This is a genomic window from Micromonospora sp. RP3T (genome assembly GCF_003027925.1).
Classification (GTDB): domain Bacteria; phylum Actinomycetota; class Actinomycetes; order Mycobacteriales; family Micromonosporaceae; genus Micromonospora.
The window spans coordinates 13,620-37,498 of sequence record NZ_PYPS01000033.1; the positions used below are offsets into that span (position 1 = coordinate 13,620).

Sequence of the window (23,879 nt, forward strand, 5' to 3'; positions counted from 1 at the left end):
CGGGTGTTTCCTTTCCTGTGGTCAGACCTGCCGGAGCTCGGCCGGGCCGGCCTCGATCCCAGCGGAGGCGAGTGTCGCCTCCAGGTCGTCCGGGGGGCGGGCAGGCAGCCGGAGGGTGAACGTCGAGCCCCCACCAAGGGTGCTCGACACATCCACCCGACCGCCATGGTTGCTGGCGATGTGTTTCACGATGGCCAGCCCCAGGCCGGTGCCACCGGTCGACCGGGAGCGGGCCTGGTCGGCGCGGTAGAAGCGCTCGAAGATCCGGTCGACGTCGTTCGGGGCGATGCCGATGCCCTGGTCGGCCACCGCGATCTCGACGTGTTCGTCGGTGGCCCGCGTGGTCACCCGGACCGTGGTGTCCTCGGCCGAGTAGGTGACCGCGTTCTCCACCAGGTTGGCCACCGCGGTGGCGAGCTGGCTGTCGCTCCCGTACGCGGTCAGGCCCCGCTGCCCGGCCACGACGATCTCCACCCGGCGGGCGGTGGCCGCGGTGCGGGTCCGGTCGACCACCTCGGCGAGCACCCAGTCCAGCGAGACCGGCTCGGGCGGGGGCTGGGGTTCGGCGCCCTGGAGCCGGGTCAGCTCCAGCAGCTCCTGGACCAGCCGGCCGAGCCGGGTCGACTCGTGCTGGATCCGCTCGGCGAACCGCCGCGCGGCGATCAGGTCCTCGGACAGGCCGGGCCCGTCGTCGACGGCCGGCTCGGTGGCGTCCACCAGCGCCTCGGCGAGCAGTTGGAGCGCACCGATAGGGGTCTTCAGCTCGTGGCTCACGTTGGCCACGAAGTCGCGGCGGACCCGGGCCAGACGGTGTGACTCGGTGACGTCGACCGCCTCGATCGAGATGAAACCGGCGCCGAGTCCCATGGCCCGCAGGTGCACGCCGAGCGGGTTGTCACCGGCGCTGTCGCGACCCCGGGGCAGGTCCAGCTCGATCTCGCGACGCACGCCCGTGCGGCGGACCTGACCGGCCAGCGTACGGATCAGCGGATGCGCCGCGATCGAACCCGGCGTCGCCCCGGCCCGGAGCAGGCCCATCGCGCGGGCCGCCGGGTTCACCAGCACCGGCACGTCGTTCGGGTCGAGCACCACCACGCCGGCGCGCAACGAGTCGATCGTCTTGCGGCCGAGCCCGGAGAGGCCCCCCTGCGCTTCGTCCGGAATCGTCGGCCTCCCTGCGTCCCGGCGGGCGGTCCCGCCGCCCCGCGACGCCCACCGGCGCCGCAACTGTCCCACCGGCCCGGACAGCATCGACCCGGCGACCAGTCCGGTCACCAGCGCCACGGCCACCGCGATGGCCACCGCCCATTCCACCCGGCGATCGTAGGGTCATTGTTAACCCAGGGATCGGTCAGAACGGGATGAACCACTCTCGCTTCCGGGAATGTTCACCCACGGGTCCCGCGTCGTTCATCCGCGTTCACCCTGGTGCCGGCCGTCCGGCCTACCGTGGGGCGCGCACCTGCTCATGCCGTACCCGAAGGAAGTGACGATGCGCGACGAGTTCCGGGCCGACCTGCAGATTGTCAGCCAACTGCTGGTGGACATGGCCGAGGCGGTGCGCGCAGCAATGCGGCAGGCCACCAGAGGGCTGCTCACCGCGGACCGCGTGGCGGCCGAGACGGTGATCGCGCGGGACGCCGAGATCGACGATCTCTACCGGCACGTGGAGGAGCGGGTCTGCGACCTGCTGGCGCGGCAGGCGCCGGTCGCCTCCGACCTGCGGGCCATGATCACCGCGTTGCACGTGGCGGCCGACCTGGAGCGGATGGGCGATCTGGCCGATCACGTGGCCAAGACGGCGTTGCGCCGGCACCCCTCCCCCGCGGTGCCGGCCGAGCTGCGGCCGGTCTTCACCGACATGGCCGGTATCGCGGACCGGATGGCCGAGAAGATCGGCGCGGTGCTGGCCGAGCCCGACGCGGACGTCGCCGCCGAACTGGACCGCGACGACGACGTGATGGACGACCTGCACAAGAGCCTGTTCGGCGTGCTGCTCGGCGACGACTGGCCGTACGGGGTGGAGACCGCTATCGACGCGACGCTGCTGGGCCGCTTCTACGAGCGTTTCGCCGACCACGCGGTGAACGCCGGTGAGCACGTGGTCTACCTGATCACCGGCTCGTCGTCCGCCTGACCGACCCACCCGGGGGGAAGGAGGGGCCCCTTCTTAACAGGGGAGTGTTAAGAAGGGGCCCCTCCTCTACCAGAGGCGTTAAAAGGGGGCCCCGCCTTACATCAGCGGCCCTGGTTGGCTACGGCGGCGGCAGCCGTCTTGGCCGCCTCGGGGTCCAGGTAGGTGCCGCCGAGCACCTGGGGGCGCAGGTCGGCGTCCAGGTCGTAGCGCAGCGGGATGCCGGTCGGGATGTTCAGCTTGGCGATGGCCTCGTCGGAGATCTGGTCGAGGTGCTTCACCAGGGCGCGCAGTGAGTTGCCGTGCGCCGCCACCAGCACCGTCCGGCCGGCCAGGATGTCCGGCACGATCGAGTCGTACCAGTAGGGCAGCATCCGGTCGACGACGTCCTTGAGGCATTCGGTGCGCGGCATCAGCTCGGTCGGCAACAGCGCGTACCGGGGGTCGCCGACCTGCGACCACTCGTCGTTGTCGTCGATCGGCGGCGGCGGCGTGTCGTACGACCGGCGCCAGAGCATGAACTGCTCCTCGCCGTACTCGTCCAGGGTCTGCTTCTTGTCCTTGCCCTGGAGCGCGCCGTAGTGGCGCTCGTTGAGCCGCCACGACCGGCGTACCGCGATCCAGTGCCGGTCGGCGGCGTTCAGCGCCAACTCGGAGGTGCGGATCGCCCGGCGCAGCAGGCTGGTGTGCACCACGTCCGGCAGCAGGTCGTGCTCACGGAGCAGTTCGCCGCCGCGCCGCGCCTCGGTCTCGCCCTTCTCGGTCAGGTCGACGTCCACCCAGCCGGTGAAGAGGTTCTTGGCGTTCCAGTCGCTCTCGCCGTGCCGCAGCAGGACCAGCGTCCCGATGGTGGGCCCTTCGCTCGCAGTCATGCCGATCATCCTGCCGTACCGGCCCGGCGGACACGCGGGGACCGGTGGTGACGACCACCACGTGGAAATGCGGGTGACCGGCGTTCCGGCAGGCTACTAAGTTGTAAGGCGTCTGAGTTTGATCGGTCATTACCAACGGGGGCGTCGGGGATGCGGACGGTACGGGGCTGGTTCCGGGACACGGCGGGCGGCTTGCCGCGTTCCTTCTGGTACCTCTGGACCGGCACGCTGATCAACCGGCTCGGCTCGTTCGTGCTGATCTTCCTCGCGATCTACCTGACCCGGGAGCGCGGTTTCTCGGCGGTCCAGGCCGGCCTGGTGATCGGCCTCTGGGGCGTCGGTGGGGCGATCGGCACCACGGTCGGCGGCACGCTCACCGACCGCTGGGGGCGGCGGCCCACGCTGCTGACCGCGCACCTCGGCGCGGCCACCATGATGGTCGGGCTCGGCCTGGCCCGCCCGCTCTGGGCGGTGGCGGCGGGCGCGCTGCTGCTCGGCCTGTTCGCCGAGGCGGCCCGTCCGGCGTTCGGCGCGATGATGGTCGACGTGGTGCCGGAGTCCGACCGGCTCCGCGCGTTCTCGCTCAACTACTGGGCGATCAACCTCGGCTTCGCCTGCGCCGCCGTGCTGGCCGGGCTCGCCGCCCAGGCCGGGTACCTGCTGCTCTTCCTGGTGGACGCGACCACCACGCTGGTCACCGCCTTGATCATCTTCACCCGGGTCAAGGAGACCCGGGTCGCGCCGACGGTCGTGGTCGCCAAGGGCGCGGCGGTTCCGGCCGGCGCGCTGCGCACCATCCTCCGGGACCGGGTCTTCCTCGGCTTCGTGGCGCTCAACCTGTTCGCCGCGCTGGTCTTCCTCCAGCACATCTCGATGCTGCCCATCGCCATGGGCGACTCCGGGCTCAGCCCGGCCACCTACGGCTCGGTGATCGCGCTCAACGGCGTGCTCATCGTGGTCGGGCAGCTCTTCGTGCCCCGGCTCATCTCCGGCCGCAGCCGGTCACACGTGCTGGCGCTGTCCGCGCTGATCATGGGCGTCGGGTTCGGGCTGACCGCGTTCGCGGACACGGTCTGGCTCTACGGCCTCACGGTGCTCATCTGGACGCTCGGCGAGATGCTCAACTCGCCCTCCAACGCCACCCTGATCGCGGAGCTGTCGCCGGCCGCGCTGCGCGGTCGCTACCAGGGCGTGTTCTCCCTCTCCTGGCAGCTCGCCGGCGCCAGCGCGCCGATCCTCGGCGGCCTGCTGCGGGAGCAGGCCGGCAACACCGCGCTGTGGCTGGCCTGCGCCGCGATCGGCGCGCTGACCGCGATCACCCACCTGGTCTCCGGTCCGGCCCGGGAACGGCGGGCCGCCCAACTCCGCACCACCGGCACCCCGGTCACACCGGTCACCCTCACCCGCACCCCGGCGCCGGAGTCGGCCGAGGCCGCGGCGGCGTCCCCAGCCGCACCGGTCCGGGCCGGTTCCTGAGTACGCCCGCGCGCACCCGCCACCGACCCGGTCGCTACCGTGTCGGAAGGAATCAGTAAGGAAACCTTCCTGGAGGACGGGTGCACGGCCTGCGACGCTGGTGGGACGACACGGCCGGCGGGCTGCCCGCCACCTTCTGGTACCTCTGGTCCGGCCTGCTGATCAACCGGGCCGGCGCGTTCGCGCTGCTGTTCCTGTCGCTCTACCTCACCGCCGCGCGGGGCGCCTCGCCGTCGCTGGCCGGGCTCGTCGTCGGCGCCTACGGGATCGGCGGCGCGGCCGGCACGCTGCTCGGCGGCGTCCTGGCCGACCGCTGGGGCCGGCGGGCCACCCTGCTCGCCGCCCACCTCGCCGCCGCCGGGCTGATGGCCGCGTTGGCGTTCAGCCGGCACCTGGCGGTGATCGCCGTGCTGGCCACGCTGGTCGGGGTGGCGCACTCGATGCCGAGCCCCGCGTTCGTGGCGGCCATCGTGGACGTGGTGCCGGAGGCCCGCCGGTCCCGCGCGTTCAACCTCCAGTTCTGGGCGTTCAACCTGGGCATGGCGGTGGCCTCGCTGCTGGCCGGGGTGCTCGCCGAGGCGAGCTTCCGGGCGCTGTTCCTGGTCGACGCCGGGGCCACCCTGGCGGCGGCGGTGGTCATCGCGCTCACGGTGCCGGAGACGCTGCGCCACCGTCCGGTGGTGACCCCGGAGGCGGTGGTGGGACGGCGACCCGGACTGCACACCGCGCTGACCGACCGCACCTTCCTCACCTTCGTCGCGCTGACGTTCCTGCTGGCGGTGCTGACCATGCAGACGTCGACGATCATGCCGCTGGCGATGCGCGCGGACGGCCTGCGCCCGTCCGCGTACGGGCTGGTGGTGGCGCTCGGCGGGGCGCTGATCGTGGCCGGGCAGCTCTTCGTGCCGCGGCTGATCGAGCCGTACCGGCGCTCGACCGTCCTGGCCGTCTCGACCGGGCTGATGGCGCTCGGCTTCGGCACGCTGACCGTCGCCGACGGGCTGCCGCTCTATCTGGGGGCGGCGGTGGTCTGGACCGCCGGGCAGATGCTCGCCGCGCCACCGAACGCGCAGATCAACGCGGATCTCGCGCCACCGGAGCTGCGCGCCCGTTACCAGTCGGTGTTCTACCTGACGTTCCCGGCGGCGTCCTTCGTGGCGCCGGCGCTCGGCGGGCTCAGCCTGGAGCGGCTCGGCGACCGGCACTGGCTGGTGGTGGGCGGGCTGGGCCTGCTGGCCGCTGCCGGCCACCTGATCGTCGGGCCGCCACGGGAGCGCCGGGTCGCCGCGCTGCGGGCCGCGTCCCGACCGGTGCAGACGATCCACCGGTGAGAACGGCCGAGCGCCCACCCCGACCCCCGTCGAGATGGGCGCTCGCACCGTACGCCCGGCGGCGGCGGGCGACACTCACCCCCGTAAGCGTCGCCCGCTCGCGCCGCCGGTTTCCCCGGGCGGCACCGTCCCCCAACGGTGTGCTCCGCCCGATCTTCGCGTCGCGCCTGCGCGGATCTGATCGATCCGCCGCTCCCCCGAACGAAAACAAGCGGGACGCGGTGCAATAAAGTTAGTTCGCCCGGATTCCGGATTCAACCCGGATCGCTGTCTTACCCGTCACAGCATCCGTGTCGGGAATCCGGCTGTCCCTGCTGCGGCCTCCCGGATGGCCAACACGCGGATTCCCGCCGGCCATTCCCGTAAACCTCAGCCGTCCTCGCGATTCGGGTTCTCGGTACGGAAGAAGTTGCTCTGCCGGCCGTCCCGCAGTTGCTCCTGGTAGATCAGATTCAGCCGCCGTGAGTCGAACGTCCGGAACCAGGCGTCCCAGGTGATCTCCCGGAGCCGGCTGCTCTCCCGGTAACCCGGCAGGTTGAACGTCAACACGCCGGGCCGGTCGCCCCGCTCGGTGCCGGCGATGGTGGCCGGTTTCGCACCCCGGGCCCGCGCCCACCGCTGGATCACCTCGTGGTTGCGGGTCACCAGGCTGCGCCCCGGACGCTCCGGACGGTCCGCGAGAGACGTGATGAGCTGGGACGATCCGATCGACCGACTGGACGCCGGCCCACGCGTCGGCGCGGCCTGCGCCCGCGCCGGAGCCGACTTCCGTGCCGGCGCCGCCTTCGCCCCGGACGACGTGGCCCTGGCCCGCGCCGGTGCCGCCTTCGCGCGAGCGGGCAATGCCCCGGCCCGCGCGGGTACCGCCTTCGCGCGGGCCGGTGTCGCCTTCGCGCGGGCGGCGGTCGCCTTGGCGCGGGCGGGGGCCGCCTTGCGCGTACCCGTCGCCTTGGCCCGGGCGCCGGTGGCCCGGGTGGCCGGCGCGGCCTTGGCCGCGGAGGTGGCCTTCCGGCGGGCCGGCGTGGCCTTCCGGGCGGCGGCCTTCTTCGCCGCGGTGGTCTTCTTCGCCGCCGCCGGCCGACCGGCCGGGCCGGTGCTCCGCCGGGCCGCGCCGCCGCGCCCCTCCGCGCGCATGGTGCGCGCGAGCGTCCTCACCAGCTCCGGCTTGCGCAGCGTGGAGGTCCCGGAGACCCCGCGCCGGCGGAGCTGGCCCCGGATGTCGTCGACCTTCATCCGGGAGATCTCGGACTCCGACACCTTCGGGGTGTTCGGCGTCCGGTTACCGGTGTGCCGCTTGGTCCGGGTCGCGGTCGTGCCGCGACCTGAGCTGTTGCGCTGAGCCATGGGACACGCTCCTCGACAGTCCGTCCTCGGCGCGCGGCGGGTCCCGATGCTCCGCACCGCGCGAGGCGGCATACCCGTCAGGCGGGCCCTGAACCTCCGGCGGCCGGGCCGGCCGGGGTCGACGGCTCGAAGAGGTGGGCGAACGCGGCCAGGTTGGCGGTCGACTCGCCGCGCTTCACCCGCCACTCCCACTCCCGGCGGATGGCGGTCCCGAAGCCGATCTCCAGCATGCTGTCGAACGACTCGTCGGCATAGGTCAGCACGGAGCCGAACAGGCGGTCCAACTCGTCGGCGTCGAGCCCGGCCAGGTTGACCCGGCCGGTCAGGTAGACGTCGCCGGCCGCGTCGATGGAGAACGAGACGCCGTACATCCGCGCGTTGCGCTGCAACAGCCAGGCCCACAGCTCCTCGCGGCGCTCGTCCGGCTGGCGCATCACGAACGCCTCGATCCGCAACGCGTGCTCGCCGACGATCAGGTTGCAGATCGTCTTGAGCTTGTGCGTGCCCGGCAGGGTCACCGCGTACGACGCCTCGCCGGTGGACTCCCACTCCAGCTCGCGCTCCGCGCAGACGGCCTCGATCAGCGCGGCGACCTCACTCGTACGGCTCATCGCGTCCACTCTACGGTCGGCCGGGCCTGCTCGCCCGACGGGCGGTCACCAGGAGCAGCTCAGCGCCGGGTCACCGAGCCGGCCGGCCAGCCGGGCCCGGTGCTCGGTGATCGCCTCCCCGTATACCGCGAGCAGCCCGGAGACGGTCCGGTGCCAGGAGAAGTCGCGGGCGTGCCGCTCGGCACCTCGGGCCAGCACGGCGCGACGCCCCCGCTCGGGCAGCAGGCGGGCCAGGGCGTCGGCCCAGTCGACCGGGTCGTGCCCGTCGATCAGCATCCCGCTGACGCCGTCGCGTACCGCGGTGACCAGTCCGCCCACGGCGGCGGCCAGCACCGGCGTGCCGCAGGCCTGCGCCTCCAGCGCGACCAGCCCGAACGACTCGTTGTGCGACGGCACCGCGACCAGGTCGGCGGCGCGGTAGAGCGCGGGCAGGTCGTCGCCGGTCCGCGGCGGGAGGAAGCGGACCCGGTCGGCCACGCCGAGCGAGTGGGCCAGCTCGATCAGCGCGGCGGGCCGGTCCAGCCCGCTGCCGCTGGGGCCGCCGCAGATCACCACCGTCAGCTCGTCGGCGAGTGCCGGGTCCCGTTCGCGCAGCGCGGCGACGGCGCGGACCAGCACGTCCGGGGCCTTGAGCGGCTGGATGCGGCCGACGAACGCGACCACGTACCCGTCGACCGGCAGACCGAGCCGGTGGCGGGCGGCCCGGCTCGCGGCCTCCCGGTCACCGGCGGCCGGGCGGAACCGGTCCAGGTCCACGCCGGGTTCCACCACGGCCACCCGGTCGGGCTCGGCGGCGTACCTGTCGAGCAGGTCGCGGGCCTCCACGCGGGTGTTGGCGATGAGTCGGTCCGCCTCGGCGACCACCTGCTCCTCGCCGATCACCCGGGCCTTCGGCTCCGGCCGGTCACCGGCCGCGAGCCGGGCGTTCTTGACCTTGGCCAGGGTGTGCGCGGTGTGCACCAGCGGAACGCCCCAGCGCTCCTTGGCCAGCCAGCCGACCTGGCCGGAGAGCCAGTAGTGCGAGTGGATCAGGTCGTAGTGGCCGGGCGGGCGGGCCGCCTCGGCACGCAGCACGCCGGCGGTGAACGCGCAGAGCTGCCCGGGCAGCTCCTCCTTGGTCAGCCCCTCCAACGGCCCGGCGGTGACGTGCCGGACGGTCACCCCGGGCGCCATCTCGACCACCGGGGGCAGGTCACCGGCGGTGGCCCGGGTGAAGATCTCCACCTCGACGTCGGCCTCGGCCAGCCGCCGGGCGACCTCCAGGATGTAGACGTTCATGCCGCCCGCGTCGCCCGTGCCGGGCTGGTGCAGCGGCGAGGTGTGCACCGACAGGGTGGCGATGCGGCGCGGCCGGGGCCACGGCAGGGCACCTCGCTGACGACCGACACCGGTGTGCACATCCGCCACGTCCGCTCCCTCTGTCACGGTTGATGCCGTCCCGCACGACCGGCGCCTCTCGGTCAACCCGTACGCCGGGTGTCATCTTCCCCATCGGGGTTCGGAAATACCTGTCGCGGGTTCCCGGGCGTGACGGACCTCATCACGTCGCGGGCCGCGACGGCGGGAGAGAATGACCGGATGACTGCAGTCGCCATCGTCACCGGAGCGTCCAGCGGGATCGGCGCGGCCACCGCCCGCCGGCTGGCCGCCGAGGGTTTCCACGTGCTGGCCGCGGCGCGGCGTACCGACCGGCTGGCCGCGCTGGTCGCCGAGATCGAGGCGGCCGGCGGCACGGCCACCGCGGTGGCCTGCGACGTGACCTCGGACGAATCGGTCGCCGGCCTGGCCGCCGCGGCGGCGGCCGCGCCCGGGCCGGTCACGCTGCTGGTGAACAACGCCGGCGGCGCACGCGGCCTGGACCCGGTGGAGACCGCCGACGTCGGCGACTGGCAGTGGATGTACGACGTCAACGTGCTCGGCACGCTGCGGGTCACCAAGGCGCTGCTGCCCGCGCTGGAACGCTCCGGCGCCGGCACCGTGGTGATCGTCAGCTCGACCGCCGGGCACGTCGTCTACGAGGGCGGTGGTGGCTACACGGCGGCCAAGCACGCGCAGACCGCGATCGCCGGCACGCTCCGCCTGGAGTTGTGCGGCCGACCGGTCCGGGTGGTCGAGATCGACCCGGGCATGGTGCGGACCGAGGAGTTCGGTCTGGTGCGGTTCGACGGTGACGCGGAGCGCGCCGAGGCGGTCTACGCCGGCGTGGCCGAGCCGCTTGTCGCCGACGACGTGGCCGACTGCGTCGCCTGGTGTGCCACCCGCCCGCACCACGTCAACGTCGACCGGCTCGTGGTCCGCCCGCTGGCCCAGGCCGCGCAGCACAAGGTGCACCGGGTGACCTGATGAAGCCCCTGGGCGTCGTCACCCGGGGCACGACGAACCCGAACCGGCTCCGGCGGGTGGACAACTGGATCGTCGAGAACTGCGGCGACGCGCTCCGCGCCGCCGCCGATCCGCTGGTGGTGGACCTCGGCTACGGCGCCACCCCGGTCACCCCGGTCGAGCTGCGGGCCCGGCTCGCGACCGGCGTCCGTGCGGACGTGCGGGTGGTCGGGCTGGAGATCGATCCGGTACGCGTGGCCGCCGCCCGGCCGGCCGCGGACCCGCCCGGGCTGACGTTCGCCCGGGGCGGCTTCGAGCTGGCCGGGTTGCGTCCCGTCCTGGTACGGGCGTGCAACGTGCTGCGCCAGTACGACGAGAGCGAGGTCGCCGACGTCTGGCGCACGATCGTCGGGCAGCTCGCGCCGGGCGGGCTGCTGGTCGAGGGGACCTGCGACGAGCTGGGCCGGCTCGGCGCCTGGGTGCTGCTGGACGCCACCGGCCCGCGCACGCTCACGCTGGCCGCGAAGCTGACCACGCTGGAGAGCCCGGCGTCGCTCGCCGAGCGGCTGCCGAAGGCGCTGATCCACCGCAACGTGCCGGGTGAGCGCGTGCACGAGCTGTTCGGCGCGCTGGAGCACGCCTGGCGCTCGGCCGCCGGCTACGCCCCGTTCGGCCCCCGCCAGCGCTGGCTGCGCACCGTGGCCGCCCTGAAGGAGGCAGGCTGGCCGGTCCAGGACCGCCCCCGAGCCTGGCGCCACGGCTACCTGACCCTCCCCTGGCCCGCCGTCGCCCCCACCGACGGGGTCAGATGGTGCAGTTGACCAGGACGGGCTCGGGGTGGAGGGGGACGCCGAAGCGGGCGTGCACGCCGTCGCGGATCTCCCGGGCCAGCGCCACCAGCGCGGCGGTGCTGGCGGTGCCGGACCGGTTGGTGAGCGCCAGCGTGTGCTTGGTGGAGATGGCGACGCCCTCCGGGCCGGCGTACCCCTTGCCGAAGCCGGCCTGTTCGATCAACCAGGCCGCGCTGATCTTCACCACGTCACCGGCGCCCGGCCAGGCCGGCGGCTCACCCACGCCCAGGTCGGCCGTGCGCACCCGGAGCAGCTCGTACGCCTCGCGGTCGAGCACCGGGTTGGTGAAGAACGAGCCGACCGACCGGGTGTCCGGATCGGCCGCGTCGAGCACCATGCCCTTGCCGGCCCGCAGTCGGCGCACGGTGGCCCGGGTGTCGGCCAGTGGCGCCCGGTCCCCCACCTCGACGCCGAGCGCGCGGGCCAGCTCGGCGTAGCGGATCGGGGTGGACAGCGGCGAGCGGGTGAGCCGGAAGTCGACCGAGAGCACCACCCAGCGGTCGCTGTACTTGAAGATGCTGCCCCGGTAGGCGAACCCGCAGTCGGCCGCCGGGAGGTGGACCACCTCGCGGTGCGCGCGGTCGTACGCCTCGACCGCGACGATCGTGTCGGCGACCTCCTGGCCGTACGCGCCGACGTTCTGGATCGGCGTCGCGCCGGTCGAGCCGGGGATGCCGGAGAGGCACTCCAGCCCGGCCCAGCCGCGCTCGACGGTGGCCGCGACCAGCTCGTCCCACGGCTCGCCGGCGGCCACGCGTACCGTGACGGTGTCGCCGTGCTCGGCGACGACCGTGAGGCCCCGGGAGCGGACGAGCACGACGGTGCCGGGGAAGCCCTGGTCGCCGATCACCACGTTGCTGCCGCCGGCCAGCACCAGGACGGCCTGTCCGCGGGCCTCCGCCGCCCGCACCTTCGCCACCAACTCGGCGGCGTCGCCGGCGATCTCCAGCCGGCCGGCCGGGCCGCCGAGCCGCAGCGTGGTGTAGCGCGCCAGGGTGGCCGGATCGGTCGGTCCGGCGGCGGTCGTCGGTTCGGCGTAGACGTCTGGCACGCCTTTCACCCTAGGCTGAGGGGTAGCCGTGGCACCCACTGGTGGCCCGGTCACCCCCGGGAGGATGGCGATGAGCAGACTGCACCACACGAAGGACTTCTGGATCGGCGCGTTGCGGACGGAGGGCCCCGCGTTCGCCACGGCGGTGGCGGAGGCGCCTCCGGAGACACCCGTGCTGTCCTGTCCCGGCTGGACGGTCACCGATCTCGCCCATCACCTGAGCCGCGCCTACCTCTGGGTGGGCACGGTGCTGACCGCCGGTGGCACCGGCCGTCCGGAGCGGCACGAGGTGGAGCCGCCGGCCGGTCTCACCCCGGCCCAGTGGTACGCCCAGGAGTACGAGCGGCTGACCGCGCTCCTGGAAGGGCTGGACCCGGAGGCGCCGGCGTGGAACTTCGCGCCCCAGCCGAAGAAGGCCGGTTTCTGGCCGCGCCGGGTGGCGCACGAGACGGCGGTGCACCGCTGGGACGCCCAGCTCGCCATCGGCGCGGGCGACCCGATCGAGGCCAAGCTCGCGGCCGACGGCGTGAGCGAGGTGCTGGACACCTGGCTGCCGGCGGGCCGGCGGGTGCGGTCCGGCCAGTGGCACGGGGTGGTCCAGTTGACCGCCACCGACGCCGCGCAGGAGTGGTACCTGCGGTTGCGGGGCGAGGGGGTCGCGCTGTTGGACACCGCGACGATCCTGGACCACGACGACCACCGGGCACGGGCGCAGGTGACCGGCACGGCAAGTGATGTGCTGCTGGCGCTGATGGGTCGGATCAGCTTCGACACGCTGGGCGTGGCCGGCGACCGCACCCTGTTGGACGGGCTGCGGGTGGGCTGACCGAGGCGGCGATACCGGGCGGAGAGGGGCGGGAACGGCCCTCTCCGCTTTTTTCGGGCAGTAAGAGAGCGCTCTCTTGACAGGATCGAGGGCATCGACCACGCTCTCGTGAGAGCGCTCTCTGAGTACCGGAACCGCCCTCCACCACCCGTTACGACCCCGAGAGGTCAGGACAGCATGCTCACCTTCACGCGCCGTCGACTGGCGGCGGTGGCCCTCGTCGCCGCCACCGCACTGCTCGGCACCACCGGCTGCGGCGGCGGCGACGAGCCCGCCGGCGACGGGCCGGTCACGCTCACCGTCGACGTCTTCGGCCAGTTCGGCTACGCGGACCTCTACCAGGAGTACATGGCCAGCCACCCCGACGTGAAGATCGTCGAGCGGGGCACCGGCAGCAACCTCGACGAGTACTCACCGAAGCTCACCCAGTGGCTCGCCGCCGGCAAGGGCGCCGGCGACGTGGTCGCCATCGAGGAGGGGCTGCTGGTCGAGTACAAGGCCAACCCGCAGAACTTCGTGAACCTGCTCGACCACGGCGCGGCCGACCTGAAGGGCAACTTCCTCGACTGGAAGTGGAACCAGGGGCTCACCGCCGACGGCAAGCAGCTCATCGGTCTCGGCACCGACGTCGGCGGGATGGCCATGTGCTACCGCAAGGACCTGTTCGCCAAGGCCGGCCTGCCCACCGACCGGGAGGCCGTGTCCAAGCTCTGGCCCACCTGGCAGGACTACGTCAAGGTCGGCGAGCAGTTCACCGCGAAGAAGACCGGCGCCGCGTTCCTCGACGCCGCGACGAACACGTTCAACACCATCCTGCTCCAGACCGCCGGCAACACCAGCGGCTACAGCTACTACGACACCAGCAACAACCTGGTCGTGGGCAGCAACCCGGCGGTACGGCAGGCGTACGACACCACCATGGACATCATCGACTCCGGCCTCTCCGGCAGGTACGGCTCCTGGTCCGAGGAGTGGGTCTCCGCGTTCAAGCAGTCGAAGTTCGCCACCATCGCCTGCCCGGCGTGGATGACCGGCGTGATCGAGGGCAACGCCGGCCCGGCCGCCAAGGGCAAGTGGGACATCGCCCAGATCCCCGGCAACGGCGGCAACTGGGGCGGCTCCTTCCTCGCCGTGCCGAAGCAGAGCAAGCACCAGGCCGAGGCGATCGAGCTGGCCAAGTTCCTGACCAGCGCCAAGGGTCAGATCGGCGCGTTCAAGCTCAAGGGCCCGCTGCCCTCGTCCCCGCAGGCGCTGGCCGACCCGGCGATCGTCGACTCGAAGAACGCCTACTTCTCCGAGGCCCCGGTCGGCAAGATCTTCGCCGAGGGCGCCAAGAACCTGAAGCCGGTCTACATGGGCCCGAAGAACCAGGCCGTCCGCACCGAGGTGGAGAACGCCGTGCGCACCGTGGAGCTGGGCAAGCGCTCCCCGCAGCAGGGCTGGACCGACGCCGTCGCCAACGCCGAGAAGGCCGCCGCCAAGTAACCCGAGCAGCGCGTGCGGGCGGTCCCGGCGACGGGTGCCGCCCGCACGGCGGAGAGGAGTTCTCAGGTCATGGCCGTCCAGCTCGACGCCCGCCCGCCGGTCGCACCGGCCCCCCGGCACAGCCGTCCCGTCCGGGGCGCCCGGCTCAGCCGGTTCGACACGAAATACTCGCCGTACCTCTACATCGCCCCGTTCTTCCTGCTCTTCGGCGTCTTCGGGGCGTACCCGCTGGCGTACACGTTCTGGGTCTCGCTGCACGACTGGGACCTGCTCGGCGCGGAGCACCCGTTCATCGGCCTCGACAACTACAGCCAACTCCTCGCCGACCCGGACTTCTGGCACTCCGTGGTCAACACGCTGGGCATCTTCGTCATCTCCACGGTCCCGCAGCTGCTGGCCGCGCTCTGGCTGGCCAACCTGCTCAACCGCCAGCTCCGGGCCCGCACCACGTGGCGGATGGCGGTGCTGGTCCCGAACGTCACGTCGACCGCCGCGGTGGCGATCGTGTTCGCGGTGCTGTTCGGCCGCGAGTTCGGCATGATCAACTGGCTGCTCGACCACGTCGGCGTGAGCGCGATCGACTGGAAGGCGAACAGGTTCGCCGCCTGGGTAGCCATCTCCACCATGGTCGACTGGCGGTGGACCGGCTACAACGCGCTGATCTTCCTGGCCGCCATGCAGGCCATCCCGCGCGACCTGTACGAGTCGGCGTCGATCGACGGCGCCGGCCGGGCCCGGCAGTTCTGGTCCATCACCGTGCCGCTGCTCAAGCCCACCATCATCTTCGCGGTCATCATCTCCACCATCGGCGGCCTGCAACTCTTCACCGAGCCGCGGATGTTCAACTCCGGCACCAACGCGATCCGCGGCGGGCCGCTGCGCGAGTCGCAGACCGTGACCATGTACATGTTCGAGAACGCGTTCGCACCGCACTACAACTTCGGTTACGGCTCCGCCATCGCCTGGCTGCTCTTCGCGCTGATCGCGGTGGTCGCGGCGATCAACGTCCTGCTCCTGCGCCGGCTCGGCGGCGGCTCCCGCAAGGAGGTCTCCCGATGACCCGCGTCTGGTCGGCCAGCCGGCTCACCTACCTGGCCCTGGGGCTGTCGGCCCTGCTGTCGATCTTCCCGATCTACTGGATGTTCGTGGTGGCCAGCCGCACCAGCGACGCGATGGGGCAGGTCCCGCCACCGCTGACGCCCGGCGGCAACCTCGGCGCCAACATCGCCCGGCTGTTCGACAACACCGACGCGTACTTCCTCACCGGCCTGATCAACTCGACGATCGTGGCCGTCACGGTGACCGTCTCGGTGGTCTTCTTCGCCACGCTCGCCGGGTTCGCGTTCGCCAAACTGCGCTTCCGTGGACGCAACGCGCTGCTGCTGGTCATCGTCGCCACCATGATGGTGCCCACCCAGCTCGGCGTGATCCCGCTCTACCTGCTGATGACGAAGTTGAACTGGAACGACCGGCTGCCCGCCGTGATCGTGCCGGCGCTGGTCACCGGCTTCGGCGTGTTCATGATGCGGCAGTACGCCGGCCAGGCGGTCAGCACCGAGCTGATCGAGGCGGCCCGGATGGACGGCTGCAACACCGCCCGGATCTACTGGAACGTGGTGCTGCCCGCGCTACGCCCGGCCGCCGCCGTGCTCGGCCTGCTCACGTTCATGACCACCTGGAACGACTTCCTGTGGCCGTACGCGGTGCTCAACGACCCGGAGAACCCCACCGTACAACTGTCGCTGCGGGCCCTCTCCGACGGTTACTACCAGGACATGTCGCAGGTGTTCACCGGCACGGCCATCGCCACGTTGCCGCTGCTGCTGGTCTTCGTCCTGTTCGGCCGCCAGATCATCGGCGGGATCATGGAAGGTGCGGTCAAGGCATGACGGATCTCCGATTTCCCGAGGGCTTCGTCTGGGGGGCGGCCACCGCCGCGTACCAGATCGAGGGCGCTGCCCGCGAGGACGGCCGCGGCCCGTCGGTCTGGGACACCTTCAGCCGTACGCCGGGCGCGGTGCACTCCGGCCACACCGGCGACGTCGCCTGCGACCACTACCACCGGTACGCCGAGGACGTCGCGTTGATGGCCGAGCTGGGGCTGCGCGCGTACCGGTTCTCGGTGGCCTGGCCCCGGATCCAGCCGGACGGCACCGGCCCGGTCGAACCGCGCGGGCTGGACTTCTACGACCGGCTCACCGATTCGCTGCTGGCGCGGGGCATCGACCCGATCGTCACGCTCTACCACTGGGACCTGCCGCAGTCGCTCGAGGACCGGGGCGGCTGGACCGTCCGGGAGACCGCCGAGCACTTCGCCGACTACGCGGTCGCGGTGCACCGCTGCCTCGGCGACCGGGTCCGCACCTGGACCACGCTCAACGAGCCGTGGTGCTCGGCGTACCTCGGCTACGGCAACGGGGTGCACGCGCCGGGCCGGCAGGACGCCGGGGACGCGTTCCGGGCCGTACACCATCTGCTGCTCGGCCACGGCCTGGCCGCGCGGGCGCTGCGCGCGGCCGGCGCGGAGACGCTCGGGATCACGCTCAACCTGGCCGACGTGCAACCGGCCGACGCCGCCAGCGCCGCCGATGCCGAGGCGGTACGGCTCGTCGACGGGCTGCACAACCGGATCTTCCTGGACCCGCTGACCGGCGCCGGCTACCCGGAGGACGTGCTGGCGCACGTCAGCCGGATCGTGGCGACGGACTTCGTCCGGGACGGCGACGAAAAGATCATCGCCGCGCCGCTGGACCTGCTCGGCCTGAACTACTACTCGCCCACCTACGTCGCCGGGCGGCCGGACGGCGCGGGCGGCAGCGCGTACCCGGGCACCGAAGGCGCGGTCGAGTTCCTGCCGGCGGCGGGGACGCTCACCGACATGGGCTGGGCCGTCGAGCCGGCCGGGCTCACCCGGCTGCTGGAACGGGTGGCCGCCGACCACCCCGGGCTGCCGCTGATGATCACCGAGAACGGCGGCGCGTTCCCGGACGCCACCCGGGACTCCTCCGGGCGGGTGGCCGACGCCGACCGGACCGCCTACCTCGACGGACACCTGCGCGCGGCACACCAGGCCATCGCCCGTGGCGTCGATCTGCGCGGCTATCTCGTATGGTCGTTGCTGGACAACTTCGAATGGGCCGAGGGTTACCGGAAGCGGTTCGGGATCGTCCACGTCGACTACCTGACCCAGCGGCGCACACCCAAGCAGAGCGCCCGCTGGTACCAGGAGGTGATCGCCCGGAACGGGCTGTGACGAGGTGGTGGTAACGGGGATGACGACGGCACAACGGCCGACCCTGGAGGCGGTGGCCCGGCGGGCCGGCGTCTCCCGGGCCACGGTCTCCCGGGTGGTCAACGGCTCGACCACGGTCGCCGAGTCGATCCAACAGGCGGTGCGTCGGGCGGTCGAGGAACTCGGGTACGTCCCGAACCTCGCCGCCCGCAGCCTGGTCACCCAGCGCACCGACTCGGTCGCGCTGGTCATGCCCGAGGCGGCCACCCGGGTCTTCTCCGACGACCAGGTCTTCCCCGGCATCATCCGGGGCGCCGCCCAGGAGCTGGAGGCGGCCGACAAGCAGCTCGTGCTGATGCTGGCCGGCTCGCCGGCCGGGCACGAGCGGGTCGAGCGGTACACCACCGGACGGCACGTCGACGGCGTGCTCTTCGCCTCGCTGCACGGCGAGGACCCGCTGCCCGGCCGGCTCGCCCGGCTCGGCATCCCGGTGGTGTGCAGCGGCCGGCCGCTCGACGGCGCCGACGTGCCGTACGTCGACGTGGACCACGAGGGCGGCGTCACCCGGGCGGTGGAGCACCTGATCGCCACCGGCCGGCGGCGGATCGCCACCATCGCCGGCCCGCAGGACATGGTCGCCGGCATCGAGCGGCTGATCGGCTACCGCACCGCGCTCACCGCCGCCGGGCTGCCGGAGCTGGTCGCGTACGGCGACTTCACCCGGGAGTCCGGCACCGCCGCGATGCGCGAACTGCTCGCCGCCGACCCGGAGCTGGACGCGGTGTTCGCCGCCTCCGACCTGATGGCGCACGCCGCCCTGCGGGCCCTGCGTGAGGCCGGGCGGCGGGTGCCCGGGGACGTGGCGGTGATCGGGTTCGACGACATCGAGACGGCCGCCTACACCGAGCCGCCGCTGACCACGGTGCGGCAGCCGATAGTGGAGCTGGGCCGGGCGATGACCCGGCAACTGCTGCGCATCGCCGCCGGCGAGCACGTCGAACAGGCGCTGATGCTCCCGACGGAGCTCATCCTCCGCGACTCCGCGTAAGGCGGGGCCCCCTGTTAACGCATTCCGCATAGCAGGGGGCCCCGCTTAACAAACCGGTCGCGGCGTCGACGTGGGGTGGCTAGCGTCGCCCGGATGAGTGAAGCCCTGATCCGGCCCGCCCGCGTCGACGACGCGCCCGCCGTGGTGGCGCTGCGCGCGCTGGTCTTTCCCTACCTGGTACGCGGCGTCGAGTCGACCCGCCGGATGATCGGCCAGCCGCCGCCCGGCGAGGACTGGGCGGCCTGGGTCGCCGAGGCGGACGGGCAGGTGGTCGGCTGGGTGTCGGCGTACCGCAACACGCAGACCTCGACGCCCGGGGTCGGTGAGATCTCCACGCTGCACGTCCACCCGGAGCACCGCGGCCTGGGCGCCGGCACCGCGCTGCTCGACACCGCGCTCGCCCACGTTCGCGCGCTCGGGTCGACGCGGGTGCTCGGCAACGCCCGCGAAGAGTCGCTCCCGTTCGCGCAGCGGCACGGCTTCACGCCCAGCCGCGAGCTGCGCTACTCCGCGCTCGACCTCGATCCGACCCCACCGGCGCCCGAGCCGCCGCCGGGCGTACGGCTGCTGCCGACCGCCGGGCTCGACCCGCGCCGGGTCCATCGGGTGGACTCCGAGTCGGCCCGCGACGAACCGGGTGACGTGCCGACGGACGCGCTCGGCTACGACCTGTGGCTCCACGAGTGCTGGGAGAACCTCGGGCTGGACCGGGAGGCCAGCACCGTCGCCGAGATCGACGGCGAACTGGTCGCGGTGAGCCTGGTGAAACGCGACGGCGACCGGATGTGGTCGGACTTCACCGGCACGCTGCCCGGGTACCGGGGTCGGGGGTTGGCCCGGCTGACCAAGCAGGCCGCGCTGCACGCCGCCGCCGCGCGCGGGGTGCGGACCGCGTACACCTCCAACGACGAGGCGAACGCGCCGATGCTGGCGATCAACGCGGCGCTCGGCTACCGGCCGGTCGACAGCCAGTGGTCGTGCCGGCGCACGCTCACCTGAACCGCCCGGCGACCCGGCGGCCGTGCCGGGCGCGCGCTCCGCGCTCGGCGAACCGGTGGCCGTGCCGGCGCACGCTCAGCCTCGTGCCGGCGCACGCTCAGCTCAGCGCCCGGCGGCGACCCGCACCGCGGTCGCGTGCGCGTCGGCGCCGAACAGCACCAGCCGGGCCTCGACCAGGTGCGCCGGGTCGGCCGCGTGCAGCACGGTCAGCGCCTGCGCGACCGCGTCCTCGACCGGCCAGCCGTAGATCCCGGCGGAGATCAGCGGGAACGCGACGGTCAGCGCGCCCAGCTCGTCGGCGACGCGCAGGCTGTTGGCGTAGCAGTCGCGCAGCACCGCCGAGCGGTCCTCGCGCGGCGAGAAGACCGGCCCGACGGTGTGCACCACCCAGCGCGCCGGCAGGTCGCCGGCCGTGGTGGCGACCGCCTGCCCGGTCGGCAACCCCCGCCCGTAGCGGGAGGCGCGCAGTGCCCGGCACTCGGCCAGGATCGCCGGCCCGCCGCGCCGGTGGATCGCGCCGTCCACGCCCCCACCGCCGAGCAGCGACGAGTTCGCCGCGTTGACGATCGCGTCGACCTGCTGGGCGGTGATGTCGCCCTGGATCAGCACCGTGTCCATGGTGTCAGCGCTCCTCGTCCACGGTGTCAGCGCTCCTCGACGTGCTGGCCGAGCGACCGGCGGGTCAGCAGGGCGGCCCCGGCGACGGCGGCCGGCATGACCAGCACCGCGCCGAGCGGGATCAGGAAACACAGGAAGACCGCCACCCCGAAGCCCAGCGCGGTCGGCCGGTCCGCCCGGAGCTTCGACCGCCGGTCCGGCAGCCGCATCCCGCGCCGCTGGAACGGCGCGCCGACCAGCTCCAGCGCCAGGAACCAGCCGCCGACCAGGGCTCCGACCACCGGCACCACCGTCTGCCCCACCAGCGGGATGAAACCGGCCACGAACAGGGGTACGCCGATCAGCGCGGAGATGGCCACCAGGCGCAACGAGTCGGCGATGCTACGCCGCATCGAGGCCCAGAACGGCACGTCCACCTGGTCCGGGGTGCCGCCGAGGCGGTCCTCGACCCGCTCGGAGATGGCCTCGTAGAACGGGTCGCCGACGGCCAGCGTGACCGCGGTGAACGTGAGCACCCCGACCAGCGCGGCCACCCCGACGACGGCCAGCCCGGCGGCGACCCGCAGCAGCCCGCGCGCGGTCGACGACCAGTCGTCGGCGAACGGGGTGAGCCAGGCGGCCAGGTCGTCCACGAAGTAGAGCAGGGTGGCGAAGAGAGCCAGGTAGAGCACGCCGGAGATGAGCGCCGGCACCACACCGAGCAGCATCAGTTTCGGACTGCGGACGTACATGCCGAAGCCACGCAGCAGCAGGCCGGCGCCGCCGAGGAAGCGGGTCGCCGCGCCGGTGACGGGCGCGACGGTACGGGAGGCGTTCACGACGGCACAGCCTAGTGGGCCCACGCACCCCGCCCGGGTGAGGTGTTAGGAGGGGCCCCCTCCAATCCCTATGCGTTAAAAGGGGGCCCCTCCTTACACAATGGGTGGGTGCGTGCGTCGCGGCTGATCTCGTTGGTGCTGCTGCTCCAGTCCCGGGAGACGATGACGGCGGCCGAGCTGGCCCGCGAACTGGAGGTCTCGGAACGCACCGTCTACCGGGACGTGCTGGCGCTCTCCGCCGCCGGGGTGCCGGTCTACGCCGACCGGGGCCGGGCCGGCGGCTACCGGCTGCTCGGCGGCTACCGGACCCGGCTGACCGGGTTGAGCCGCGACGAGGCCGAGGCGTTGTTCCTGGCCGGGCTGCCCGGGCCGGCCGGCGACATGGGACTGGCCGACGCGGTGGCCGCCGCCGAGTTGAAGGTGCTGGCCGCGCTGCCGCCGAGCCTGCGGGACGCGCCCGCGCGTACCGGTCAGCGGTTCCATCTGGACGTGCCGGGCTGGTTCCGGGAGAGCGCGCCGCCGCCCCGGCTGGCCGAGCTGGCCGGGGCGGTCTGGCGGGACCGGACCGTCGAGCTGCGCTACCGGCGCGGTGGCCGGGAGGTGACCCGCGCGCTGGCGCCGTACGGGCTGGTGCTGAAGAACGGCGTCTGGTATCTCGTCGGCCGTGTCGGCGACGGGTGGCGGACGTACCGGGTGGACCGGGTGGTCGACGTCGAGGTGGGCCCGGAACGCTTCGACCGGGACGAGCGCTTCGACCTCGGGGAATACTGGCGGGAGCAGGCCGGGGCGTTCCTGCGCGACCTGCTGCGGGACCGGGTCACCGTGCGGCTCGGGCCGGCCGGGCTGCGGGTGCTGCGGCACCTGGTGGACGCGCCGTTCGTGTACGAGGAGGCGGTCGCCGCGGCCGGCCGGCCCGACGGGCAGGGCCGGCTGGTGCTCCGGCTGCCCGTCGAGTCGGTCGACGTGGCGTACGCCCAACTGCTGGCGCTCGGCCCCGAGGTGGAGGTGCTGGCGCCGCCGGAGCTGCGGGCCCGGTTCGCCGAGGCGGCCCGCCGCGCGGCGGCGCTCTACGCCGACCCGCCACCGGACACCGGGCCGCCCCGGGGCGTCGACCCGCCCGGAGACGGACCGTCCGGGGACGCCGGTCAGCGGTAGCCGGTGTCGTCGGCCGGCTTGCCCGGCGCGACCACCTCGTCGTGGTAGCGGGACCAGTGCGGGCGGGTGCCGTCGAGGTCGGTGAAGCCGTACTCCTGGGCCAGCCCGCCGCTGTCCAGCGACTGCCCGTTCCAGCGGGCCCGGTCCGGGTCGGCGGCCAGCGCGACCACGGCCCGGCCCACGAACGCCGGCGTCTCGGACATGACGAAGTGCGGGTCGGTGGTCGCGCCGTCGCGCCAGTTCGCCTCCGTCACGCCGAAGTGCTCCAGCATCGCCTCGGAGCGCAGCCAGCCGGGGGTGAGCGCGACCGCGGTGCCGCCGTGCGGGGCCAGTTCGTGCGCCTGGGTGAAGCCGAGCCTGTTCACCGACACCTTGGCCAGGTCGTAGAAGACGGAGAGCCGATAGGTGGTGTCGTTGTACGCCTTCGTGCCGTCGCCGATCTCCACGACCAGCCCGCCCGGGTTGCGGATCAACAGCGGCAACGCGAAGTGGCTGGTGATGATGTGGGTGTCGACGGCCAGCCGCAGCGTCCGGAAGCCGGCGTCGAGCGGCTGCTCCCAGACCGGCTTCTCCCAGGTGATCAGCGGGTCCGCGCCCCAGATGTCGTTGACCAGCACGTCGAGCCGGCCCTGCTCGGCGTCGATCCGTTCGACCAGCTCGCGTACCTGTTCCGGGTCGAGGTGGTCGACGGCGACCGCGATGCCGGTGCCGCCGGCGGCGGTGACGAGCTCGGCGGTCTCCTCGATGGTCTCCGGCCGGTCCATCTCCGAGCGGCGGTCCCGGGTGGTGCGGCCGGTGGCGTAGACGGTGGCTCCGGCGGCGCCGAGCTGGACGGCGATCTGCCGGCCGGCGCCCCGGGTCGCGCCCGCGACGAGCGCGACCTTTCCGGTCAGTGGTGAGTTCATGGGTCCACCGTGTCACCGATACCTGACAGCCGAAGTCTGGTTTTCCGAAGCGGATGGATCCGCGATCATGACGGCATGCACCTGCTGCTCTCCGGCATCGTCGGCTCGGTCGCGTACGGGCTGGCCGGCCCCGGCTCGGACACCGACCGGCTCGGCGTCTTCGCGGCGCCGACGGTGGCGTTCCACGGCCTGCGTCCGCCCCGGGAGTCGGTGGTCACCACCGAGCCGGACGTCACGCTGCACGAGGCCCGGAAGTACGCGCTGCTGGCGCTGAGCGGCAACCCGACCGCCACCGAGCTGATGTGGTTGCCGGACGACTGCTACGAGACCCGGACCGGCTTCGGCGATCGACTGATCGGCATCCGGTCGGCGTTCCTCAGCGCGCCCCGGGTCCGGGACGCCTATCTCGGCTACGCCTCGCAGCAGTTCCGGAGGCTGACCACCGCGCCGGCGGACGTGGGCGGCCGGCGACGGTCGGCCAAGCACGCCCGGCACCTGGCCCGGCTTCTGCACCAGGGCCGGGTCCTCTACGCCACCGGCGTGCTGGAGATCCGGCTGGCCGACCCGGAGTGGTTCCGGGCGTTCGGCGAGCGGGTCGCCGGTGGCGCGCTGGCCGAGGCGCAGGCGCTGGTGGCGAGCGCCGAGGCGGACTTCGCCAGGATCCGCACGCCGCTGCCGGAGCGCCCGGACGAGGAACCGGTGGAGCGGTGGCTGCTCGACGTCCGGACGGCCCACCTGCCGCACTGACCCATACGGACCCATATGCCCTTCCGGGGTCACCAGGATGTGAAGAAGTCGATA

The 23,879-nt window shown here is 73.0% G+C and carries 23 protein-coding genes; 14 read left to right on the forward strand and 9 right to left on the reverse strand.

The genetic code is table 11. The features are described from left to right. Positions 1-21 precede the first annotated feature (21 nt). Positions 22-1,302 (reverse strand): cell wall metabolism sensor histidine kinase WalK, encoded by a 1,281-nt coding sequence (locus C8054_RS23900; protein ID WP_107160581.1) that lies wholly within the window; start codon positions 1,300-1,302, stop codon positions 22-24. A 190-nt stretch (positions 1,303-1,492) separates the two neighbouring features. On the opposite strand from C8054_RS23900, the gene phoU reads away from it, so the two are divergent. Further along, positions 1,493-2,137 carry a phosphate signaling complex protein PhoU gene (gene phoU, locus C8054_RS23905; protein WP_107160422.1) on the forward strand — a complete coding sequence of 215 codons (645 nt, stop codon included), beginning with the start codon at positions 1,493-1,495 and terminating at the stop codon, positions 2,135-2,137. A gap of 101 nt (positions 2,138-2,238) precedes the next feature. Here the strand turns inward: phoU and C8054_RS23910 are convergent, their stop codons facing one another. Further along, positions 2,239-3,006: a phosphoglyceromutase gene (locus tag C8054_RS23910; protein ID WP_107160424.1), complete on the reverse strand. Its 768-nt coding sequence runs from the start codon at positions 3,004-3,006 to the stop codon at positions 2,239-2,241. A 150-nt stretch (positions 3,007-3,156) separates the two neighbouring features. Between C8054_RS23910 and C8054_RS23915 the strand changes: the two genes are divergently transcribed. Then, positions 3,157-4,482 (forward strand): MFS transporter, encoded by a 1,326-nt coding sequence (locus tag C8054_RS23915; protein WP_107160426.1) that lies wholly within the window; start codon positions 3,157-3,159, stop codon positions 4,480-4,482. 80 nt (positions 4,483-4,562) lie between these two features. Then, a complete protein-coding gene (locus tag C8054_RS23920; RefSeq protein WP_107160428.1) occupies positions 4,563-5,813 on the forward strand; it encodes an MFS transporter in 1,251 nt (416 codons plus the stop codon). 369 nt (positions 5,814-6,182) lie between these two features. Here C8054_RS23920 and C8054_RS23925 read toward each other — a convergent pair whose 3' ends face one another. The 3 genes from C8054_RS23925 to mshA all read right to left on the reverse strand — a co-directional run bounded on the left by C8054_RS23925 (position 6,183) and on the right by mshA (position 9,175). Next, complete coding sequence (locus C8054_RS23925; RefSeq protein WP_233220157.1) at positions 6,183-7,046, reverse strand: hypothetical protein; 864 nt, start codon at positions 7,044-7,046, stop codon at positions 6,183-6,185. 188 nt (positions 7,047-7,234) lie between these two features. Beyond that, on the reverse strand, positions 7,235-7,768 hold the full coding sequence (locus C8054_RS23930; RefSeq protein WP_107160583.1) for a YbjN domain-containing protein: 534 nt from the start codon (positions 7,766-7,768) through the stop codon (positions 7,235-7,237). A gap of 45 nt (positions 7,769-7,813) precedes the next feature. Next, the gene (gene mshA, locus C8054_RS23935; protein WP_107160432.1) at positions 7,814-9,175 is read right to left on the reverse strand and encodes a D-inositol-3-phosphate glycosyltransferase; all 1,362 of its coding nucleotides are present in this window, start codon (positions 9,173-9,175) and stop codon (positions 7,814-7,816) included. 171 nt (positions 9,176-9,346) lie between these two features. Between mshA and C8054_RS23940 the strand changes: the two genes are divergently transcribed. After that, on the forward strand, positions 9,347-10,111 hold the full coding sequence (locus C8054_RS23940) for an SDR family NAD(P)-dependent oxidoreductase (RefSeq protein ID WP_107160434.1): 765 nt from the start codon (positions 9,347-9,349) through the stop codon (positions 10,109-10,111). Continuing rightward, positions 10,111-10,911: a class I SAM-dependent methyltransferase gene (locus tag C8054_RS23945; protein WP_199199900.1), complete on the forward strand. Its 801-nt coding sequence runs from the start codon at positions 10,111-10,113 to the stop codon at positions 10,909-10,911. The genes C8054_RS23940 and C8054_RS23945 overlap by 1 nt, the downstream gene beginning before the upstream one ends. On the opposite strand, the gene C8054_RS23950 is transcribed toward C8054_RS23945, so the two are convergent. Further along, complete coding sequence (locus tag C8054_RS23950) at positions 10,895-11,992, reverse strand: UDP-N-acetylmuramate dehydrogenase (protein WP_107160436.1); 1,098 nt, start codon at positions 11,990-11,992, stop codon at positions 10,895-10,897. The genes C8054_RS23945 and C8054_RS23950 overlap by 17 nt on opposite strands. Positions 11,993-12,062: 70 nt before the next feature. Between C8054_RS23950 and C8054_RS23955 the strand changes: the two genes are divergently transcribed. From C8054_RS23955 to C8054_RS23985, 7 genes are all read left to right on the forward strand, one after another. Further along, positions 12,063-12,818, forward strand: a complete 756-nt coding sequence (locus C8054_RS23955) for a maleylpyruvate isomerase family mycothiol-dependent enzyme (protein WP_107160438.1) — start codon at positions 12,063-12,065, stop codon at positions 12,816-12,818. A gap of 177 nt (positions 12,819-12,995) precedes the next feature. Beyond that, on the forward strand, positions 12,996-14,303 hold the full coding sequence (locus tag C8054_RS23960) for an extracellular solute-binding protein (RefSeq protein ID WP_107160440.1): 1,308 nt from the start codon (positions 12,996-12,998) through the stop codon (positions 14,301-14,303). A 69-nt stretch (positions 14,304-14,372) separates the two neighbouring features. Beyond that, positions 14,373-15,362 carry a carbohydrate ABC transporter permease gene (locus tag C8054_RS23965; RefSeq protein WP_107160442.1) on the forward strand — a complete coding sequence of 330 codons (990 nt, stop codon included), beginning with the start codon at positions 14,373-14,375 and terminating at the stop codon, positions 15,360-15,362. Then, complete coding sequence (locus C8054_RS23970; RefSeq protein WP_107160444.1) at positions 15,359-16,192, forward strand: carbohydrate ABC transporter permease; 834 nt, start codon at positions 15,359-15,361, stop codon at positions 16,190-16,192. Before C8054_RS23965 ends, C8054_RS23970 begins: the two co-directional genes overlap by 4 nt. Then, positions 16,189-17,556: a GH1 family beta-glucosidase gene (locus C8054_RS23975; RefSeq protein WP_107160446.1), complete on the forward strand. Its 1,368-nt coding sequence runs from the start codon at positions 16,189-16,191 to the stop codon at positions 17,554-17,556. Before C8054_RS23970 ends, C8054_RS23975 begins: the two co-directional genes overlap by 4 nt. Positions 17,557-17,575: 19 nt before the next feature. Beyond that, positions 17,576-18,583 (forward strand): LacI family DNA-binding transcriptional regulator, encoded by a 1,008-nt coding sequence (locus C8054_RS23980; protein ID WP_107160448.1) that lies wholly within the window; start codon positions 17,576-17,578, stop codon positions 18,581-18,583. A 93-nt stretch (positions 18,584-18,676) separates the two neighbouring features. Next, complete coding sequence (locus C8054_RS23985; RefSeq protein ID WP_107160450.1) at positions 18,677-19,582, forward strand: GNAT family N-acetyltransferase; 906 nt, start codon at positions 18,677-18,679, stop codon at positions 19,580-19,582. Between the two features lie 102 nt (positions 19,583-19,684). Here the strand turns inward: C8054_RS23985 and C8054_RS23990 are convergent, their stop codons facing one another. Next, positions 19,685-20,200, reverse strand: a complete 516-nt coding sequence (locus tag C8054_RS23990; RefSeq protein ID WP_107160452.1) for an O-acetyl-ADP-ribose deacetylase — start codon at positions 20,198-20,200, stop codon at positions 19,685-19,687. 26 nt (positions 20,201-20,226) lie between these two features. Further along, complete coding sequence (locus tag C8054_RS23995; protein ID WP_107160455.1) at positions 20,227-21,018, reverse strand: EI24 domain-containing protein; 792 nt, start codon at positions 21,016-21,018, stop codon at positions 20,227-20,229. Between the two features lie 108 nt (positions 21,019-21,126). Between C8054_RS23995 and C8054_RS24000 the strand changes: the two genes are divergently transcribed. Then, positions 21,127-22,173: a YafY family protein gene (locus C8054_RS24000; protein ID WP_233220145.1), complete on the forward strand. Its 1,047-nt coding sequence runs from the start codon at positions 21,127-21,129 to the stop codon at positions 22,171-22,173. Here C8054_RS24000 and C8054_RS24005 read toward each other — a convergent pair. Continuing rightward, positions 22,164-23,078, reverse strand: a complete 915-nt coding sequence (locus C8054_RS24005; RefSeq protein WP_107160457.1) for an SDR family oxidoreductase — start codon at positions 23,076-23,078, stop codon at positions 22,164-22,166. The two genes, C8054_RS24000 and C8054_RS24005, sit on opposite strands and share 10 nt — an antisense overlap. 75 nt (positions 23,079-23,153) lie before the next feature. On the opposite strand from C8054_RS24005, the gene C8054_RS24010 reads away from it, so the two are divergent. Then, the gene (locus tag C8054_RS24010; RefSeq protein ID WP_107160459.1) at positions 23,154-23,825 is read left to right on the forward strand and encodes a nucleotidyltransferase domain-containing protein; all 672 of its coding nucleotides are present in this window, start codon (positions 23,154-23,156) and stop codon (positions 23,823-23,825) included. The last annotated feature ends 54 nt before the right edge of the window (positions 23,826-23,879 follow it).

Bases quoted from the DNA above. Each gene is read 5' to 3' on its own strand.
- phoU (WP_107160422.1), top strand. From the start codon at position 1,493: ATGCGCGACGAGTTCCGGGCCGACCTGCAGATTGTCAGCCAACTGCTG.
- C8054_RS23910 (WP_107160424.1), bottom strand. From the start codon at position 3,006: ATGACTGCGAGCGAAGGGCCCACCATCGGGACGCTGGTCCTGCTGCGG.
- C8054_RS23915 (WP_107160426.1), top strand. From the start codon at position 3,157: ATGCGGACGGTACGGGGCTGGTTCCGGGACACGGCGGGCGGCTTGCCG.
- C8054_RS23925 (WP_233220157.1), bottom strand. From the start codon at position 7,046: ATGAAGGTCGACGACATCCGGGGCCAGCTCCGCCGGCGCGGGGTCTCC.
- C8054_RS23930 (WP_107160583.1), bottom strand. From the start codon at position 7,768: ATGAGCCGTACGAGTGAGGTCGCCGCGCTGATCGAGGCCGTCTGCGCG.
- C8054_RS23940 (WP_107160434.1), top strand. From the start codon at position 9,347: ATGACTGCAGTCGCCATCGTCACCGGAGCGTCCAGCGGGATCGGCGCG.
- C8054_RS23945 (WP_199199900.1), top strand. From the start codon at position 10,111: ATGAAGCCCCTGGGCGTCGTCACCCGGGGCACGACGAACCCGAACCGG.
- C8054_RS23955 (WP_107160438.1), top strand. From the start codon at position 12,063: ATGAGCAGACTGCACCACACGAAGGACTTCTGGATCGGCGCGTTGCGG.
- C8054_RS23960 (WP_107160440.1), top strand. From the start codon at position 12,996: ATGCTCACCTTCACGCGCCGTCGACTGGCGGCGGTGGCCCTCGTCGCC.
- C8054_RS23965 (WP_107160442.1), top strand. From the start codon at position 14,373: ATGGCCGTCCAGCTCGACGCCCGCCCGCCGGTCGCACCGGCCCCCCGG.
- C8054_RS23970 (WP_107160444.1), top strand. From the start codon at position 15,359: ATGACCCGCGTCTGGTCGGCCAGCCGGCTCACCTACCTGGCCCTGGGG.
- C8054_RS23975 (WP_107160446.1), top strand. From the start codon at position 16,189: ATGACGGATCTCCGATTTCCCGAGGGCTTCGTCTGGGGGGCGGCCACC.
- C8054_RS23980 (WP_107160448.1), top strand. From the start codon at position 17,576: ATGACGACGGCACAACGGCCGACCCTGGAGGCGGTGGCCCGGCGGGCC.
- C8054_RS23985 (WP_107160450.1), top strand. From the start codon at position 18,677: ATGAGTGAAGCCCTGATCCGGCCCGCCCGCGTCGACGACGCGCCCGCC.
- C8054_RS23990 (WP_107160452.1), bottom strand. From the start codon at position 20,200: ATGGACACGGTGCTGATCCAGGGCGACATCACCGCCCAGCAGGTCGAC.
- C8054_RS24005 (WP_107160457.1), bottom strand. From the start codon at position 23,078: ATGAACTCACCACTGACCGGAAAGGTCGCGCTCGTCGCGGGCGCGACC.
- C8054_RS24010 (WP_107160459.1), top strand. From the start codon at position 23,154: ATGCACCTGCTGCTCTCCGGCATCGTCGGCTCGGTCGCGTACGGGCTG.